This window comes from Burkholderia sp. NFPP32, assembly GCF_900119325.1.
Taxonomy (GTDB): Bacteria; Pseudomonadota; Gammaproteobacteria; order Burkholderiales; family Burkholderiaceae; genus Burkholderia; species Burkholderia pyrrocinia_C.
The window spans coordinates 111234-129420 of the sequence record NZ_FPJP01000017.1; the positions used below are offsets into that span (position 1 = coordinate 111234).

General features: G+C 66.9%; 16 protein-coding genes and 1 pseudogene. 10 read left to right on the forward strand and 7 right to left on the reverse strand.

What is annotated here, in order from left to right; all coding sequences use genetic code 11:
* The first annotated feature begins 45 nt into the window (after positions 1-45).
* A complete protein-coding gene (locus BT264_RS27075; RefSeq protein WP_072442458.1) occupies positions 46-1374 on the forward strand; it encodes a dicarboxylate/amino acid:cation symporter in 1329 nt (442 codons plus the stop codon).
* Here the strand turns inward: BT264_RS27075 and BT264_RS27080 are convergent.
* Positions 1356-1769, reverse strand: a complete 414-nt coding sequence (locus BT264_RS27080; protein WP_072442459.1) for a DUF3331 domain-containing protein — start codon at positions 1767-1769, stop codon at positions 1356-1358. The two genes, BT264_RS27075 and BT264_RS27080, sit on opposite strands and share 19 nt — an antisense overlap.
* Positions 1770-1813: 44 nt before the next feature.
* A complete protein-coding gene (locus tag BT264_RS27085; protein ID WP_072442460.1) occupies positions 1814-3106 on the reverse strand; it encodes an NAD(P)/FAD-dependent oxidoreductase in 1293 nt (430 codons plus the stop codon).
* Positions 3107-3253: 147 nt separating this feature from the next.
* Between BT264_RS27085 and BT264_RS27090 the strand changes: the two genes are divergently transcribed.
* Positions 3254-3907, forward strand: a complete 654-nt coding sequence (locus tag BT264_RS27090; protein WP_072442461.1) for a TetR/AcrR family transcriptional regulator — start codon at positions 3254-3256, stop codon at positions 3905-3907.
* A gap of 98 nt (positions 3908-4005) precedes the next feature.
* Here the strand turns inward: BT264_RS27090 and soxR are convergent, their stop codons facing one another.
* Positions 4006-4485, reverse strand: a complete 480-nt coding sequence (gene soxR / locus BT264_RS27095) for a redox-sensitive transcriptional activator SoxR (RefSeq protein ID WP_034180419.1) — start codon at positions 4483-4485, stop codon at positions 4006-4008.
* Between the two features lie 80 nt (positions 4486-4565).
* Between soxR and BT264_RS27100 the strand changes: the two genes are divergently transcribed.
* From BT264_RS27100 to BT264_RS27125, 6 genes are all read left to right on the forward strand, one after another.
* Positions 4566-5732, forward strand: a complete 1167-nt coding sequence (locus BT264_RS27100; RefSeq protein WP_072442462.1) for an efflux RND transporter periplasmic adaptor subunit — start codon at positions 4566-4568, stop codon at positions 5730-5732.
* A gap of 13 nt (positions 5733-5745) precedes the next feature.
* Complete coding sequence (locus BT264_RS27105; protein ID WP_072442463.1) at positions 5746-8919, forward strand: efflux RND transporter permease subunit; 3174 nt, start codon at positions 5746-5748, stop codon at positions 8917-8919.
* Positions 8916-10427, forward strand: coding sequence for an efflux transporter outer membrane subunit (locus tag BT264_RS27110; RefSeq protein WP_072442465.1), 1512 nt, complete (start codon positions 8916-8918; stop codon positions 10425-10427). Before BT264_RS27105 ends, BT264_RS27110 begins: the two co-directional genes overlap by 4 nt.
* Before the next feature lie 129 nt (positions 10428-10556).
* Positions 10557-11012 (forward strand): MarR family winged helix-turn-helix transcriptional regulator, encoded by a 456-nt coding sequence (locus tag BT264_RS27115; RefSeq protein ID WP_072442467.1) that lies wholly within the window; start codon positions 10557-10559, stop codon positions 11010-11012.
* Positions 11013-11246: 234 nt separating this feature from the next.
* Positions 11247-11876 carry a glutathione S-transferase family protein gene (locus BT264_RS27120; protein ID WP_072442469.1) on the forward strand — a complete coding sequence of 210 codons (630 nt, stop codon included), beginning with the start codon at positions 11247-11249 and terminating at the stop codon, positions 11874-11876.
* Between the two features lie 210 nt (positions 11877-12086).
* Positions 12087-12698, forward strand: coding sequence for a cysteine hydrolase family protein (locus tag BT264_RS27125; RefSeq protein ID WP_072442471.1), 612 nt, complete (start codon positions 12087-12089; stop codon positions 12696-12698).
* A 102-nt stretch (positions 12699-12800) separates the two neighbouring features.
* Here BT264_RS27125 and BT264_RS27130 read toward each other — a convergent pair.
* A pseudogene (locus BT264_RS27130) lies at positions 12801-13436 on the reverse strand (amidohydrolase family protein); the annotation flags it as partial.
* Positions 13437-13456: 20 nt separating this feature from the next.
* Positions 13457-13933, reverse strand: a complete 477-nt coding sequence (locus tag BT264_RS27135; protein ID WP_072442473.1) for a nuclear transport factor 2 family protein — start codon at positions 13931-13933, stop codon at positions 13457-13459.
* Between the two features lie 320 nt (positions 13934-14253).
* On the opposite strand from BT264_RS27135, the gene BT264_RS27145 reads away from it, so the two are divergent.
* Positions 14254-14640 carry a winged helix-turn-helix transcriptional regulator gene (locus BT264_RS27145; RefSeq protein WP_072442475.1) on the forward strand — a complete coding sequence of 129 codons (387 nt, stop codon included), beginning with the start codon at positions 14254-14256 and terminating at the stop codon, positions 14638-14640.
* 515 nt (positions 14641-15155) lie between these two features.
* Here the strand turns inward: BT264_RS27145 and BT264_RS27150 are convergent.
* Positions 15156-15527 carry a YXWGXW repeat-containing protein gene (locus BT264_RS27150; RefSeq protein WP_072442477.1) on the reverse strand — a complete coding sequence of 124 codons (372 nt, stop codon included), beginning with the start codon at positions 15525-15527 and terminating at the stop codon, positions 15156-15158.
* Between the two features lie 608 nt (positions 15528-16135).
* Between BT264_RS27150 and BT264_RS27155 the strand changes: the two genes are divergently transcribed.
* A complete protein-coding gene (locus tag BT264_RS27155; protein WP_072442479.1) occupies positions 16136-17254 on the forward strand; it encodes a porin in 1119 nt (372 codons plus the stop codon).
* Between the two features lie 173 nt (positions 17255-17427).
* Here BT264_RS27155 and BT264_RS27160 read toward each other — a convergent pair whose 3' ends face one another.
* Positions 17428-17826, reverse strand: coding sequence for a GreA/GreB family elongation factor (locus tag BT264_RS27160; protein WP_006486027.1), 399 nt, complete (start codon positions 17824-17826; stop codon positions 17428-17430).
* Between the last annotated feature and the right edge of the window lie 361 nt (positions 17827-18187).

Here is an 18187-nt window from a genome sequence, read left to right on the forward strand (position 1 = left end):
GCACCTTTCATCCGTCAACCCCTTCACCGTGCGACGAATCCCGTTATGAACAAACGAATGTCTGCGGCAGGCTGGATCCTGCTCGCGATGGCGGCCGGCATCTTCATCGGCTACCTGATCTTCACGCAGCTTCCCGACAAGCAGTCGGCCGTGGAAATCGCCGGCTACATCTCGCTCGTGTCCGATGTGTTCCTGCGGCTGATCAAGATGGTGATCGGCCCGCTGGTGTTCTCGACGCTCGTCGTCGGCATTGCGCACATGGGCGATGCGTCGTCCGTCGGGCGCGTGTTCGTGAAGGCGCTCGGCTGGTTCGTCACCGCGTCGCTGATCTCGCTGCTGCTCGGGCTGCTGATGGCGAACCTGCTGCGGCCCGGCGAGAACCTCGGCCTGCCGCTGCCGGACATCGGCGCGTCCGCGCATCTCGCGACGTCCAAGTTCACGCTGAAGGATTTCGTCGGCCACATGGTGCCGAAGTCGTTCGCTGAGGCGATGGCGAACAACGAGATCCTGCAGATCGTCGTGTTCTCGCTGTTCTTCGGCGTTGCGCTGGCGGCGCTCGGCGAGCGCGGCAAGATCCTCGTCGCCGCGATCGACCAGTTGTCGCACGTGATGCTCAAGATCACCGGCTACGTGATGAAGCTCGCGCCGCTCGCGGTGATGGCGGCGATGGCGTCGACCGTCGCGATCAACGGGCTGTCGATCCTGCTGAAGTTCGCGGTGTTCATGGGCGACTTCTACGTGAGCCTCGTGCTGCTGTGGGCCACGCTCGTCGCCGCCGGGCTGCTGTTCCTCGGCCGCCGCGTGTTCAAGCTGCTCCTGCTGATCAAGGAAGCGTTCATGCTGTCGTTCGCGACCGCGAGCTCCGAGGCCGCGTATCCGAAGATCCTCGACGCGCTCGACCGTTTCGGCGTGCGGCGCAAGATCGCGAGCTTCGTGATGCCGATGGGCTATTCGTTCAACCTCGACGGCTCGATGATGTACTGCACGTTCGCGTCGCTGTTCATCGCGCAGGCCTACAACATCCATCTGTCGCTCGGCACGCAGGTCACGATGCTGCTGATCCTGATGCTGACGTCGAAGGGGATGGCCGGCGTGCCGCGCGCATCGCTCGTCGTGATCGCGGCGACGCTGCACCAGTTCAACATCCCGGAAGCCGGGCTGCTGCTGATTCTCGGCGTCGACACGTTCCTCGACATGGGCCGCTCGGCCACGAATGCGGTGGGCAACTCGATCGCCAGCGCGGTGGTCGCGAAGTGGGAAGGCGAGCTGATGTCGGAAGCAGAGGCGGAGGTGCATGCCGCGCATCTCGATGCCGAACTGGAACGGCAGAACAACGATCCGGCCTACGGCGCCGGTCAGGCTGCGTCGAGCTGACCTCGAGCGGTGCAGGCTTCGTCGATGCACGCCGCCAGCACCATCGCGGCGGCGTTGCCCGGCGTCGAGCCGAGCAATTTCGGCGCATAGACGCTGTCGCCGATCTCGATCGACCGCCCCGACAGCGCGCAGGTGCCGCGCTTGCGCGTCGTGAACAGCCGCCATTTCTGGTAGCCGTAGTGCCCGGTGCATGCGTCGCACCACGAAATCATCGCGGTGTCGGCCGTGGGCCGCTCGAGCACGCTGATGGTCGGCCGGCTCGTCGCGTCCCACGACGGCAGCCGGTCGCGCGTGACGCTGCGCCGCCGCGGCATGCCCCACGATAAGGACGGCATGTCGAAGCTGCCGCCGATCGCGGCGACGGTCATGAGCCAGGGCGCTGCACTGTCGTTCATGTCTGTTGTCCTCGAAACGTTACGCGACACCGCGATGCGCGGCATCACGACAGGCGGATGCGCGGCTGCACGCAGCCGTTGATCCGTTCGGCGATCCACAGCAGGGTCGCCTTGGAGAAACCGTGCAGCGCCTGCTGGTGCCGCCGGTAGAGCATCAGGTGGCTGAACTGCGCGAAACGCCCCTGGATGAAGCCGCCGCGGAAGAACCCGAACTGCCCGAGCGTGCCGAACGCGTCGTAGTCGCTGATCGACACCAGCGCGCCGAAATCGTGGAACGCGAACGGCGGCATCGGCTTGCCGTCGAGCCACGCGGGCAGGTGCTTCGCGAGATGCTCGGCCTGCTGCGTCGCGACCTGCGCGGTCGGCGGCAGCGGCCGTTCGTGGCCGTCGGGCAGCAGGCTCGCGCAATCGCCGATCGCGAACACGTGCTCGTCGCCCGTGGCCTGCAGCGTGGGCCCGACGACGATCTGGTTCGCGCGGTTCGTGTCGAGCCCACCGAGCGCCTGCATGAAATCGGGCGCCTTCACGCCGGCCGCCCAGACCATCAGGTCTGCTTCGGCGTACGAACCGTCGCCGTAGTGGAAACCGTTCGCGTCGGCCGACGTGACGCGCGTCGACGTCAGCACGTGAAAGCCGATCTGTTCGAGCCGCCGCTGCGCCGACGCGGAAATCCGCGGCGGAAACGCGGCGAGGATGCGCGGGCCACTTTCGAGCAGCGTCAGCTGCAGCCGTTCGCGCACCGTCGCGTCGCCATACGCCTGCGCCACTTCCAGCAACCGGCTCAGCTCCGCCGCGAGTTCCACGCCCGTCGCACCCGCGCCGACGATCGCAACGCGAAACGGCTCGTCGCGCGCGATGCTGCGGAACACGCGCATCCGCAACGCTTCGTTGAAGGTTTCGGCCTGCTGCTGGCTGTCGATGAAGTAGCAGTGCTCGCGCACGCCGGGCACGCCGAAATCGTTGGCCAGGCTGCCGAGCGCGAGGATCAGCACGTCGTATTCGAGTTCGCGGGCCTCGATCACCACGTCGCCGTCCTGCGAGCGGATCTCGCCGAGCTGCACGCGGCGGCGCGCACGATCGAGCCCCTTCAGTTCGCCGGGCTGGTACGTGTAGCCGTGGTCGCGTGCATGGGCGAGGAAGATCACCTGTTGCTGCTGGACGTCGCGCGTGCCGGCCGCGATCGTGTGCAGCATCGGCTTCCAGATATGCGTCGGACTGCGATCGACGACGGTGACCTGCGCGCGCCCGGACCGGCCGAGGCGCTCGCCCAGGCGGGTCGCGAGCTGCAGTCCGGCGATCCCGCCGCCGACGATGACGATGCGTGTAGGGGTTGTCATGAATAAATCATCACATGATGAATAAGGTATGATCCTAGCGCTTCCCGGCTTCGCGTGTCAACGGAGCGGGGCAGGCAACCCGGTTCCGGTGACGTGAAACCGGGGCCCGAACACGGGCATTCGAACCATTCAAGGGAGCAGGAAAACGTGGCTGAAGTCACTGAGCGCGCGCCGTCGAAGCGGCGTACGCGCGGGCGGCCGCTGGCGGGCGCGTCCGTCGGTCCGGACGTGATACTGCGGGCCGCGCGCCGCACGTTCGCGAAGCGCGGCTACGACGCGACGAGCGTGCGCGAGGTCGCGCGCGAGCTGGGCGTCGACGCGGCGCTGATCGCCCATCATTTCGGGACGAAGGAAACGTTGTGGCTGGCCGTCGTCGAGCAGATCGTCGACCTGGCGACGCCGATGTTCGACGCGCTGCGTGCGTTGCGCACGTCGTCACTGCCGCATCGCGATCGCGTGCGGCGCGCGCTCGAGCTGTGCGTCGATCACGAATTCGAAGAGCCGGACATCGGCATGTTCTTCTCGACGGCGGCAACGGAGGAGGGTGGGCGGCTCGACCGACTGCAGGAGCGGATCGTGCGACCGTATCACGACGTGATGTTCCCGCTGCTGTCGGACGCCGTGCAGGCCGGCGCGATCCGCGCGGTCGATCCGAACGTGCTGTTCTTCATGATCGCGAGCGCGATCGGCACGACGGTGTCGTACAGCCACATGATGCTGGCGTTCACGTCGCTGCCGACGCAGCGGGACGCGTTCAAGCAGGCCGTGCTCACCGCCGCGCTCAACATCATCGGCGACTGAGCGCCGCGCGCATGATGCGCGCGGTCATGTCGCGGCAACCAGACCCGGTTCGCTCACAGCGTTCCGCGCGCCATTACGCGCCGTTCCCGGCCCACGCATCATTCGACGTCCGTAGGCGGCTTGTCGCCGAGCCAGCGCCTTGCGCCGGGCCCGTTGCGGCCCGCGCGGTCTTCCGGGTTGGTCAGCTTGCAGCGCTTCAGCGACAGGCAGCCGCAGCCGATGCACTCGTCGAGGTTGATGTAGAGCCGCTGCAGCTCCTCGATCCGGCTCGCGACGCGCTGCTTCCAGCCGCGCGACAGCCGCTGCCAGTCCTTGTTGCTCGGCGCGGTGTCCTCGGGGAGGCTGACGAGCTGCTCGGCAATCTCGTCGAGCGAATAACCGATCTTCTGCGCGAACACGATGAACGCGATCAGCCGCAGCACCGCGCGCGAATAGTGACGATGGCTCGAGCCGTTCCGGTGCGACTTGATGAGCCCACGCGTCTCGTAGAACCGCAGCGTCGACGCCGGTACGCCGCTGCGCGCGGCCACTTCGCGGATCGACATCAGCGGCCATTTCGGTTCTTCCGGGGTACCCATGGCGTTCTCCGGGAAAAGCTTGACTTGAAGTTAACTTCAACTTTTATGCTACGCGGCAGTTTAACCCGTCGCGAGGCATCATGTTCTCCTTATCCCTACGCAGGACGTCGCCTTTCGGCGCCACTTGCGCATTGCTGCTGGCGTTGTCGGGCTGTCACGACGGCAAAGGTGCAGCGTCAGCCTATTCGCTTCCCGAAGTCGGCGTCGCAACCGTCGCGCCGCGTACGGTCCGCCTCGCTGACGAATTCAACGGTCGCGTCGAAGCGGTCGACGCAGTCGAACTGCGGCCGCGCGTGAGCGGCTATCTGCAGCGCGTTGCCTACAAGGAGGGCGACCTCGTCGCGCAGGGCGCGTTGCTGTTCGAGATCGACCCGCGACCGTACCGGATCGCGCTCGACCGCGCGAACGCGCAGCAGCAGCGGGCTCGCGCGGCCGCGAGCCTTGCGAACGTACAGCTCAAGCGCGTGCAGACGCTGATCGATGCGCATGCAACTTCCCAGGAGGAACTCGACAACGCGCGCGCCACCGCCGAGCAGGCGCGCGCGGACCTGCAGGCGGCCGACGCGGCCGTCGCCGATGCAAAGCTCAACCTCGGCTTCACCGAAGTGCGCGCGCCGATCGCGGGCCGCGTCGGCCGCGCGGTCGCGACTGCCGGCAACCTCGCGCGCGCGGACGATACGCTGCTGACGACCGTCGTATCGCAGGATCCGGTTTACGTGTATTTCGACTGCGACGAGCAGAGCTACCTGCGCTATAACGCGCGGCGGGCCGATCCGAAGCATCGCGCGATCGGCGCCGATCCGGTGCGCGTGGGTCTTGCGAACGAGACGGCTTTCCCGCACGCGGGCACCGTCGACTTCCTCGACAACCGGCTCGATCCGCAAACCGGCACGATCCGCGCGCGCGTGCGGCTGACCAACGCGAACCACACGTTCACGCCGGGGCTGTATGCGCGTGTGCAGCTCGTCAGCGGCCGCGACCAGGATGCGCTGCTCGTCGACGACAAGGCCGTGCTCACCGACCAGGACCGCAAGTACGTGTACGTGATCGGCCCCGGCGACAAGGCGCTGCGGCGCGACGTGACGATCGGCCGCGAGCTCGAGGGCGAGCGGATCGTCGAGAAGGGGCTGCAGGCGGGCGACCGCGTGGTGGTCGACGGCGTGCAGCGGATCTACTATCCGGGCGCGCAGGTGAAGCCGAAGGCGCTGCCCGTGCGTGCCGACGCCGGCGCGCCGGCCGCGCAATGAAGGGAGGCATGTAATGGATTTCTCCCGATTCTTCATCGACCGGCCGATCTTCGCGGTCGTGCTGTCGATCGTCATCTTCGCGATTGGCCTGATCTCGATCCCGATGCTGCCGGCCGGCGAATACCCGGAAGTCGTGCCGCCGAGCGTCGTCGTGCGTGCGACGTACCCGGGCGCGAACCCGAAGGAAATCGCCGAATCGGTCGCCGAACCGCTGGAAGAGGCGATCAACGGCGTCGAAGGCATCATGTACATGAAGTCGGTCGCCGGGTCGGACGGCAGCCTGCAGGTCGTCGTCACGTTCCTGCAGGGCGTCGATCCCGACACGGCCGCCGTGCGCGTGCAGAACCGCGTGAGCCAGGCGCTGTCGCGCCTGCCCGACGAGGTGCGCCAGTACGGCGTGACCACGCAGAAGCAGTCGCCGACGCCGCTGATGTACGTGAGCCTCTATTCGCCGGACAACAGCCGCGATTCGCTGTACCTGCGCAACTACCTGACGCTGCACGTGAAGGACGAGCTGTCGCGGCTCACCGGCATCGGCGACGTCGGCGTGTACGGCTCGGGCGACTACGCGATGCGGCTCTGGCTCGACCCGAACCGGCTCGCATCGCGCGGGCTGACCGCGAGCGACGTGATCGCGGCCGTGCGCGAGCAGAACGTGCAGGTGTCGGCCGGCCAGCTCGGCGCGGAGCCGTCGCCGAAGGCGAACGACTTCCTCGTGTCGATCAACGTGCGCGGCCGCCTGCGCACGGTGCAGGAATTCAGTGACATCGTGCTGCGCAACGGCGACGACGGCCAGGTCGTGAAGCTGTCCGACGTCGCGCGCATCGAGCTCGGCGCGGGCGACTACACACTGCGCTCGTATTTCAACGACAGGCATTCGGCCGTGGTCGGCATCTTCCTGTCGCCGGGCGCGAACGCGCTCGACGTCGCGAAGGCCGTGTATGCGAAGCTCGACGAACTGTCGAAGCGCTTCCCGCCCGGCGTCGCATATCGCCCCGTGTGGGACCCGACCGTGTTCGTGCGCGAATCGATCCGCGCGGTGCAGCACACGCTGATCGAGGCCGTCGTGCTGGTCGTGCTCGTTGTGATCCTGTTCCTGCAGACCTGGCGCGCGTCGATCATTCCGCTCGTCGCGGTGCCCGTGTCGGTGGTCGGCACGTTCGCGTTTCTCCATCTGCTCGGCTATTCGATCAACACGCTGACGCTGTTCGGGCTCGTGCTCGCGATCGGGATCGTCGTCGACGATGCGATCGTCGTCGTCGAGAACGTCGAGCGCAACATCGCGCAGGGGCTGAGTCCGCGCGATGCCGCACACCAGGCGATGCGCGAGGTGTCGGGGCCGATCGTCGCGATCGCGCTCGTGCTGTGCGCGGTGTTCGTGCCGATGGCGTTCATGTCGGGCGTCACGGGCCAGTTCTACAGGCAGTTCGCGGTGACGATCGCGATCTCGACGGTGATCTCCGCAATCAACTCGCTGACGCTGTCGCCCGCGCTCGCCGCGAAGCTGCTGCGCCCGCACGGCGCGCCGAAGGATGCGCTCACGCGTGCGCTCGACCGCGCATTCGGCTGGCTGTTCCATCCGTTCAACCGCTTCTTCGAGCGCAGTTCCGAGCGCTATCACGGCGTCGTCGCGCGTACGCTGAAACGGCGCGGCGTGGTGTTCGCGGTCTACGCGGCACTGCTCGCGGCCACCGCGCTGTTGTTCAACGCGGTGCCGGGCGGCTTCATCCCCGTGCAGGACAAGCTGTACCTGTTCGCGGGTGCGAAGCTGCCGGAAGGCGCGTCGCTCGCGCGCACCAGCGCGGTGACCGAGCAGATGACGAAGATCGCGCTCGGCACCGACGGCGTCGAGATGGTGCCGGCGTTTGCCGGGCTGAATGCGCTGCAGGGCGTGAACACGCCGAACATCACGAACTCGTACGTGATCCTGAAGCCGTTCGACCAGCGTCACCGCAGCGCCGCGCAGATCAACGCGGACCTGAACGCGCGCTTCGCGGCCATCGGCGGCGGCATCACCTATGCGCTGATGCCGCCGCCGATCCAGGGCCTCGGCAACGGCTCCGGCTACTCGCTGTACCTGGAAGATCGCGGCGGGCTCGGCTACGGGGCGCTGCAGAACGCGCTTGCCGCGTTCCAGGCCGCGGTCGCGAAGACGCCGGGGATGAGCTACCCCGTCAGCTCTTACCAGGCGAACATCCCGCAGCTCGAGGTGAAGGTCGACCGGCTGAAGGCGAAGGCGCAGGGCGTCGCGCTGACCGACCTGTTCAACACGCTGCAGGTTTATCTCGGCTCGATGTACGTGAACGACTTCAACGTGTTCGGCCGCGTGTATCGCGTGATGGCGCAGGCCGATGCCGGTCACCGGCAGACGGCCGCCGACATCGCGAACCTGCGCACGCGCAACGCGAAGGGCGAGATGGTGCCGATCGGCTCGATGGTGACGGTGGGGCCCGCGTACGGGCCCGACCCGGTCGTCCGCTACAACGGCTATCCGGCCGCCGACCTGATCGGCGACGCCGATCCGAAGGCGATGTCGTCGTCGCAGGCGATCGCGAAGCTCCAGCAGATCGCGAAGGAGGTGCTGCCGCCCGGCATCACGCTCGAATGGACCGACCTCAGCTACCAGCAGGTCACGCAAAGCAACGCGGCGATCGTCGTGTTCCCGCTCGCGGTGATGCTCGTGTTCCTCGTGCTCGCATCGCTGTACGAGAGCTGGACGCTGCCGCTCGCGGTGATCCTGATCGTGCCCGTGTGCATGTGCGCGGCGCTGTTCGGCGTGTGGCTGTCGGGCGGCGACAACAATGTGTTCGTGCAGGTCGGTCTCGTCGTGCTGATGGGGCTCGCGTGCAAGAACGCGATCCTGATCGTCGAGTTCGCACGCGAGCTCGAAATCCAGGGCAAGGGCGTGATCGAAGCCGCGCTCGAGGCATGCAAGCTGCGGCTGCGCCCGATCGTGATGACGTCGGTCGCATTCATCGCCGGCTCGGTGCCGCTGCTGATCGGCAGCGGCGCGGGCAGCGAAGTGCGCGCGGCCACCGGCGTCACCGTGTTCGCGGGAATGCTGGGCGTCACGCTGTTCGGGCTGTTCCTGACACCTGTGTTCTACGTGGCGATCCGCAAGCTCGCGGGCGGCACGCCGGCCGTCTGGAGCGAACAGCACGGCACCCTCGAAGGAGAAACCCGATGAGCGCCGCTTTCCGTCTTTCCGCGCTCGCGATGTCGGTGATGCTGGCCGCGTGCGCGGTTGGCCTCGATTTCAAACGGCCCGACACGGCCACGGCCGCGCGGTTCGCGCGCGACGCACAGCCGGCGACGCAGCGTGACGCGTCACCGTCCGATATGCCGCCCGACGCGTCGGCCGATGCCGATGCCGCGTTCTGGCGCGGCTTCGGCGATCCGGCGCTGACGCGGCTGATCGACACGGCGCTCGCGGCGAACCAGGACCTGCAGGTTGCCGTGTCGCGCTACGACGCGTCGAACGCGCTGCTGTCGCAGGCGACGTTCGACCGCTATCCGACGATCACCGCGAGCGGCCGGATCGGTCATCAACTGATGAGCAAGGACCAGGCGTTCGGCGCGCCGCGCAGCCAGCGCGATACGCCGATCTCCAGCGTCGGGATCAACGCGGCGTGGGAACTCGACCTGTTCGGTCGCGTGCGCCGCTCGATCGAATCACAGCGCGCGGAAACGGTTGCGAGCGCGGCGGACGTGCGCGCGGTGCGTGTCGCGATCGCCGGCGAGGTCGCGAGCACGTACGTCGATCTGCGCGGCTCGCAGGAGCGGTTGCGGATCGCGCGCGACAACGCCGACAACCAGAAGCAGACGCTCGCGCTGATCAATGCGCGCGTCGGCGCCGGGCGCGGCTCCGAACTCGATGCGGCGCGTGCGCGGGCGCAGTACGAATCGACGACGTCGCGGATTGCCGTGTACGAAGCCGCGATCGGCGTCGACGAGCACCGGCTCGCGGTGCTGACCGGGCAGACGCCGGATGCGCTGATCGGCCGGTTCGATCTCCCGAAGGCCATCGCTTCGGCGGGCACGCCCGTGCCGCTGCCGGCGCTTGCCGCCGACATCGATCCCGGCACGCCGGGCGACCTGCTGCGCCGGCGCCCCGATGTCGCGGCCGCCGAGGCGCGGCTGCACGCGGCGACCGCACGCGTCGGCGTCGCGACGGCCGACCTGTTTCCGCGCTTCACGCTGTCGGGGTTGCTCGGCAGCGCGACGAGCAGCTACGGGTTCTTCCGCGCGGGCAGCGACACGAACCTGATCGCGCTCGGGATCGACTGGTCGTTCCTCGACGTCGGCCGCGTGCGTGCGCGGATCGCCGCGAGCGATGCGGAAGCGGCCGGCCAGCTCGCGCAGTACCGGCAGACCGTGCTCGATGCGCTGGAGGAAACGGAGAACGCGCTGCTGCGCGTCGCACGCACGCGTGACGAGACAACGCACCTCGTGCGTGCCGCGGACGACAGCGCACGTGCCGCGCAGCTCGCGCAGACGCGCTTCTCGGCCGGCGCGATCGACTACTACGAAGTGCTCGACGCGCAACGGACGCTGCTGCAGGCGCAGGATGCGGCGGCCGACGCGCGCACGCGCAGCGCGGCATCGACGGTCGCGCTGTACAAGGCGCTCGCTGGCGGCTGGCCGTCGGGAACGGCGCAGCGCGCGCAAGGCCCGCTCGCGCAGTCGGGGCAGTAGCGCGGGCAGGGCGGCGCGGCAGGCCGGAACGATCTTGCCTGCCGCGCGGTGCGCGACTACATGTGGACGGGAACCGTATCGAGGTAAGATTTAATTGCAACTGCAATTAAACGAATGGAACGACCTGACATGAGTGCACCCGAACCCGATCTGTGGTTCTCGTTCGTCCGCGCGCACCGGACGATGATTCGCGAGATCGAGCGCCGCCTCGCGGATGCCGGCCTGCCCGCGTATGCGTGGTACGACGCGTTGTGGGGGCTCGAAAGCGGGCCCGACGGCACGCGCCGCATGCACGAACTGGCCGACGTGCTCGCGATCGAGCGCTACAACCTCACGCGGCTCGTCGACCGGCTCGAACAGGAGGGGCTCGTCACGCGCGCCCGTTCGGCCGAGGACGGCCGCGCCGCGTACGCGAGCATCACCGACAAGGGGCGGGCACTGCGCAAGAAGATGTGGAAGGTGTACCAGTCGACGGTCTCGGAGCTCTTTCTCGGGCAGTTCACCGGCAAGGAGCAGGTGGCGATGGCCGCCGCGCTCGATCGCGCGACCACCGCGGCGCGTGAAGCGACGGCCGACGCGAAGTAACGGCATCCGGCTCGCGCGTCGGCCGCGCGCATACCGGTGCATCGCCTGTGCGGCTCGCGCGAAATAGCCGGGTTCGCGTGACCATGCTTGCCCGCCGCGCGCCGGCCTGCCCGGATCGCACAGTCTGCATATCCCTCTTTCGAGTGCTGGCATGTACCGGAGCCCCAGGTCCCGGCGTAGGATTGCAATTGCAACGATTGCGGTTGCAACGATAACCGAATGACAAGGACCGACATGACATCGACGCACCCCCTCACGTTCTATACGGCCGACACGCCGAACGGGCACAAGATCGCGATCTATCTGGAAGAGGCCGGGCTCGCGCACGACCTCGTGCACGTGAACTTGTCCGTAGGCGAGCAGCGCAGCCCGGCGTTTCTCGCGATCAACCCGAACGGCAAGATTCCGGCCATCGTCGATCACGACACCGGGCTGGCCGTGTTCGAATCCGGCGCGATCCTCGGCTATCTCGCCGCGAAGACGGGCTGTCTGCACCCCGAAACGCTGGCCGAGCGTACGGCGGTCCAGCAATGGCTGCACTTCCAGATCGGCGGGATCGGGCCGATGCTCGGCCAGCTCTGGTGGTTCCTGCATGCATCGAAGACGGTCAATGCGGAAGCGATCGCTCGCTACCGGAACGAAGCGCGGCGCCTCTATGGGGTCGTGAACGGCCGATTGTCGGAATCGGCGTATCTCGCATCGTCGCGATACTCGATCGCCGACATCGCCGCGTTTCCGTGGCTGCGCTCGGCGGCCGAGCTCGATCTCGACGTTGCCGATTACCCGCATGTCGAGCGCTGGCTCGCCGACATCACCGCGCGGCCGGCCGTTCAGCGGGGCCTGGTCGCCTGCCGCACTTCCTGAACCGCGGGCGCTCGCACGGCCGCGCTGTCGTGGGCGGTCGCGCGCACGTTGGCCCGATCCTGTCGGACGTTGTCCCGCGGGCCGCTGTCGCGCAAAGCCGCTCTGCCCGACACTGGCGCCTCGCGGCCGGGGAAGCCCCAGGCCGCGTCCGGCGGCGCCGGCAAGCCCCGCGCGCCGTTGTGTTCAATGTGCCAACCGAGAGAGTGACCCATGCAACATCCGACCATCCGTACCCTGGCCGGCGCGACGGCGCCGACGTCGATCGTCGCCGCCCGCACCGCGCTGCTGGTGATCGATTTCCAGAACGAATATTTCAACGGCCGCCTGCCGATCCCGGAAGGGCCGCGCGCGCTCGGCAACGCGCGGCGCGTGATCGCATTCGCCGACCGTGCGGGCATTCCCGTGTTTCATGTCCAGCACGTCGGTACGGCCGACAGCCCGATCTTCGCCGACGGTAGCGACGGCTTCCGCTTTCACGCGGACCTGCAGCCGGCGCCGCACCACACGGTCGTGAAGAAGACGTCGGTGAGCGTGTTCCCGACCACGGACATCGATGCGCGCCTGAAGGCGGCCGGCATCGACACGCTGATCGTCACGGGCCTGATGACGCATGCGTGTGTCGCCGGCGCGGCCCGCGATGCAGTGCCGCTCGGCTATGCGGTGATCGTCGTCGACGATGCATGCGCGACGCGCGACCTCGACGTCGCGGACGGCGGCACGGTGCCGCACCGCGATCTCCATCGCGCGACGCTGGCCGCGCTGTCGGATACGTTCGGCGACGTGCTGACGACCGGGCAGGTGCTGGCGCTCGACGTCGCCTGACGGCCGCCCGGTTCGTACTTCAGTCGGCACAGCCGGCGCGGCGTATACGATTTCGTCGCGCAAGCTCGCCTCGATCGCGCGGGTTTGCGCGAAGGTCTCGACCGGGGGCGCGAACGGATTGCGGTCGAGGATCGCGAAGCTCGCGTCCTTGCCCGCTTCGAGCGAGCCCGTGCAGTCGTCGAAACGCGGCGCGTACGCGGTGTTCACCGTATAGGCTTCGAGCATCGTGAGCAGGTCGAGGCGCTCGTGCGGATTCCACGGCGGGCTGTCGGGCTGGTCGGTCGGCAGGTACGTGACACCCGTCTGGATGATCTGCATCGGGTCCATCGTGCTGACCGACCAGTCTGAACCGGCCGCGAGCATCACGCCCGCGTCGCGCATGCTGCGGAACGGGCAATTCCGCGCGGCGCGCTTGTCGCCGAGCAGGTCGCGGTAGCGCTGTTGCTGCTCCTCGCGTGCGGCCGTCCACGGCGTCTGCGCGCTTGCGATCGCGCCGAGCCGGTCGAAACGGCTCATGTCGGCCGGATCGACGAGCTGCAGGTGCGCGAGCTGCGCGCGCCGGTCGCGCTTCGTGTGCGGCGGCGTGCCTGCGGGGCGGCGGCCTGCGGTGCGGTCATGCGAGCCCGCGGCCGGCGCGGCGGCGCTGCTCGATTGTAGGGGACTTCGCCGGCGCGGGGCAGCCGCGCTTGCGTTGCGGGTGGCCGGTCGTTTGGCGACGGCCGGCGCGCATCGTTGCACGCGGCGCGCCGGCCCGCGCGTCAGAACATCGTGTTCCGGTTCGCGGCTGTTTCGGGCACCGACTGGATCACGTCCCAGTGCTCGACGATCTTGCCGTCCTTCACGCGGAAGATGTCGACGACCGCTTCGCCGCGATCGCCCGGACGCTCGGTCGCATGTACGTGCAGGTAAACGAGATCGCCGTCGGTCGCGCTGCGGACGATGCGCGCACGCGATGCCGGGTTCTTCTGGAATGTACCGACGAAGTACGACACGAACGGCTTCTTGCCGTCCGGTACGTGCGGGTTGTGCTGCTTGTAGTCGTCCGCGACGACGGCGGCTGCCTCGACCGCTTCGTGCTTGTTGAAGAAGCGGTCGTAGAACGTCAGCACGAGCTGGCGGTTGGCTTCCTCGGCGGTCAGGTCGCGCGTGGCCGGGCCGGCGGCAAATGCGGCCGCCGATGCGGCCAGCAGGACGCATGCGGCAACGGCGCGAACGGGGGAGTGGAGCGATGACATGTAGCGTTTTCCTTGTCTGGCGATTCGTCGGTTGGCGTGCGATGCGCGCCTGCGGATTGCGCCGATCGTTACGATCGTGACGATCGGCGGGCGATGGGGGCTTGGCCGCGAGCACGCATGCCGTAGCGACACGCAGGGGGCGTCGCGACCGGCGACGTTGCGACGACGGGCTGCATCGTCATGCTTCGTTGAACTGGCCAATTCGTACGTGCGGCTTTCGGGTCGATCGAATGGTACAGTTGCCGCGACCCCGTCACAAGAAGTCAGCGCGGTGTGAACAGGTCACACCGCGGTGACTGCCCGTGAAAGAGAATCCAGTCATGCCGTTCCCGCTCGCCGACGAAACCGTCGAACTCGATCAGCCGTGCCCGATCCGCGATGTGCTCGACCGCATCGGCGACCAATGGAGCCTGCTCGTGCTCGAAGCGCTGTCCGGCGGGGCGATGCGCTTCAACGAACTCGGCCGCGTGATCGGCGATGTGTCGAACCAGATGCTGTCGCGCACGCTCAAGCTGCTCGAGCAGGACGGCTTCGTCAGCCGCACGCTGTTCGCCGAAGTGCCGCCGCGCGTCGAATATGCGCTGACCGACCTCGGGCGTTCGTTCCTGACGCCGATGCAGGCGATGATCCGGTGGGCCGACGAACATCATCGTGCGATCTGTGCCGCGCGCCTTCGGGCACGGGGGCAGGAGGGCGGCGCGCGCTGAGGGGATGCACGCGCCGTTCTGTCGCTTGTCGGGCTGTTGCGGACGAAGCGCGATGCGGTGACGCATGTTCGATGCATTCGCATCGGCATCTCATGATTTCGTTATCCGAATGATTGTGCCGGAATGGACGGCATCGACGATGCTTTGCCGTATTCGTCGCGAATGCGGCGATGCGCTTGCGATATGGCGCCCGGATAATGGGCCTGGCACCGGGGGGGCGAAACATTCAGCCGTCTGTTGCGCGGCATGCGATGCGCGCGATAAGAGAGTGGCGGGAATTCGGTCGATGCACGATGACGCGCCGGAGATCGGCGGACATATTGCGTGTCGACGTTGCCTGATTGGACGCCCAGGCGTCGGCTTTGGCGGTCGGGATCGTTCCGGGGAAGGGGCGAGCGGCGCAGCCGCCGCGAGTGCGCCTGTCGGGCACCATGATTCCGGAGCCGAACGACGCGGGTTCGCACGCCGTCCGGCTTTGGGCCCGGGGCCGCCATGGGCCGGACCCGGGCAACCGCCTATCGCCACGAACCGTCGACGTAGACCCACACTTGTCCCTGGCGACGCCAGTAGCCGGGCACCCAGCGACGCCCGGGGCGTCGTGCGACCCAGCGGCCGGGCACCCATATATAGCGGCCGCGCTGCCAGCGCCAGTAACCGTCCGTCCATATATAGCCGTGCGGCCGTGGTGGCGGCGGGCGGCGGTCGTGCCGGGCCGCCGGCGGCCCGAAGCCCGGGCGGTCGGCATAAGGCGGCCCGCCGGGCACGCGGTTCGGGCCGGACGGCCGGTACACCGGCGGCGCGGGCTGGGCCGAGGCGGCGCGGAGCCAGCCGGTGCCGACGAAGGCGGCGGTCAATCCGATGGCGCGCAGCAACGAGCGTCGATTCATGGCGTGTCCTGTTCTGTATTGGAGGCTGCCTTACATTAGCGTGCCGGTACACCTGCCGGGTTACGCCGGCGGTTAAGGCTGTTACCGCGTGTCACGGCACACGGCTGGGCGGCCAGCCGGTGGAGATCGGCCTTCCGTTTCTGCGGACTGACAGGCGGACATCGCCCGCTGCACGGGCGTCGCTCCCTGTTTACTGGTCGACCGACACGTTTTAGACGATCGAAGCTCGGCATTTGAGGCTGAAATGGGTAAAAATTGCCGATTTTGGGGTTTCGGTTGAACCTGTTTGTTGTTTCTATGCAACCGTCAAGACGGCGACATGAAAGAATGGTGCGATGAAAGCCTCCAAAAAGCCCCCGTCAAGAAGTCAAAAACAGACGTCAAAACAAATACTTATAACTCAGCCCCACTTTCATTATTTCTAGTTCTGGAAAAGCTTATTTCTTTATTTGCGGATCGCGCCCCTAGGGTACACCCCTAAACTCACGGTTCCCAAACGGGCAACTATCCGGGCGCGGCCAGCAGGACCGATGGCGTTCCCGGGCGGTTGAGACCGTTTATGAAACAAGGTCGCGAGACCTGCCTCTTTTTAGAAGGGAGCTCCACGAATGAACAAGACTCTGATCGTTGCAGCAGCTGCAGCATCGTTCGCTACCGTCGCTCACGCGCAAAGCAGCGTCACGCTGTACGGCGTGCTGGACGCAGGCATCACCTACCAAAGCAACATCGCAACGGGCGTCAACGCAGCTGGCCAGCCGGTCAACGGCAAGTCGCAGTGGGCGATGGGTTCGGGCATTGACCAGAGCCGTTTCGGCCTGCGTGGCTCGGAAGACCTGGGTGGTGGCCTGAAGGCAATCTTCACGTTGGAAAGCGGCTTCAACATCGGTAACGGCAAGTTCGCGAACGGCAACGGCGGCATGTTCAACCGTCAGTCGTTCGTTGGTCTGTCGAGCCAGTACGGCACGGTCACGCTGGGTAAGCAGTACGACGCAACGCAAGACTACCTGGCGCCGCTGACGGCAACGGGCTCGTGGGGCGGCACGTACTTCGCGCACCCGCTGAACAACGACCGTCTGAGCACGAACGGCGACGTCGCGCTGAACAACACGGTCAAGTACACGAGCGCGAACTACGCTGGCCTGCAATTCGGCGGCACGTACTCGTTCTCGAACAACACGAACTTCGGCAACAACCGTGCGTACAGCGGCGGTGCGTCGTACCAGTTCCAAGGCCTGAAGCTGGGTGCAGCATACTCGCAAGCGAACATCGGTTCGGTGGCTAACCCGTCGGGCGCAGTCAACGCGTTCGCCGCTCAAGGCCGTAACCGCACGTTCGGTGCAGCTGCAGCATACGCATTCGGCCCGGCGCAAGTCGGCGCAGCATGGACGCAATCGCGTCTGGACAACCAAGCGAACGGCGGCGGCTCGCTGCGCGCTGACAACTACGAAGTCAACGCAAAGTACAACCTGACGCCGGCTCTCGGCCTGGGTGCTGCTTACACGTACACGAACGCGAAGGTTGACGGCAGCAGCGCGCACTGGAACCAGTTCGGCCTGCAAGCTGACTACGCTCTGTCGAAGCGCACGGACGTGTACGCACAAGCTGTGTACCAACGTGCATCGAAGAACGCCGGCGGCGCTTCGATCTACAACGGCGACGTCACGACGGCTCCGAGCTCGTCGATCAACCAAACCGCAGCAACGGTTGGTCTGCGTCACCGCTTCTAAGCGTGACGGCGGGGTAACTCGCTTCGCAGCATCGAAAAAGGCGCCTTCGGGCGCCTTTTTTTCGTCTGCAAATTGCGAAGACGATAATCCGGATCGTCCAGACGTAAAAAAGCGAGGCCTGTGCCTCGCTTTTTTCGTTCTGCGCCCGTTGCGGCGCTTGCCGACCGGCGGCGTCAGCGCGTGTATTCGCCGTTGGCTTCCGGCTGGAACACGATCGCGGCGACCTTCATCAGCTTTTCGGCGCCGCTCGGCTGCATCACCTTGACCATCTGGCCGCGCTGCGTACCCAGCAGCGCCATGCCGACGGGCGAGAAGACGTTCAGGCGGCCGAGTTCGAGATTGGCGGCGTCCGGATAAACAATCGTCCAGGTGGCCTGTTCCTGGGTCGCTTCATCGAGCAGCGTGATCTGCGAGTTCATCGTGACGACGTTCGCCTTGATGGCGTCGGGCTGGACGATGTCGGCGCGTTCGAGCAGCGTGTCGAGCATTGTCTGGAATCGCGGGTTGTGTTCGGCGTGCTTCTCGAGGCGAGCGACGTCGAGTTCAGTCAACTGGTAAAGACGTTGTTTCATGGCAGTTCTCCAAATGATCGGCAGGGGCAGGCGTGGCGTGCCTATGAGGATCGCCCGGAGCCTGTCTGACCTGGCTCCGGGAGGAGACCGAGCCGTCAGATCAGGCGCCGGGCAGGGGCGAGCGGCGCCTGGGCCGTGCGTCGAGCGAGTGGATGCGCCGGATGGCCGGCGCGTGCGCGCGCGCCGGCCGGGCCGGACAGCGAAACCGAGAGGGGCGTGAGCGCGTACATGGTGGATGGAATATCGAATCGACTGGTGAATAAAACCTTACGATTTTACAACACAACCTTCGGGATATGCGATCCGGCTGTTGGCGTTTCGTCAGCGATTGTTGTGCGGATGAGGCAAGTGGCAATGCCCC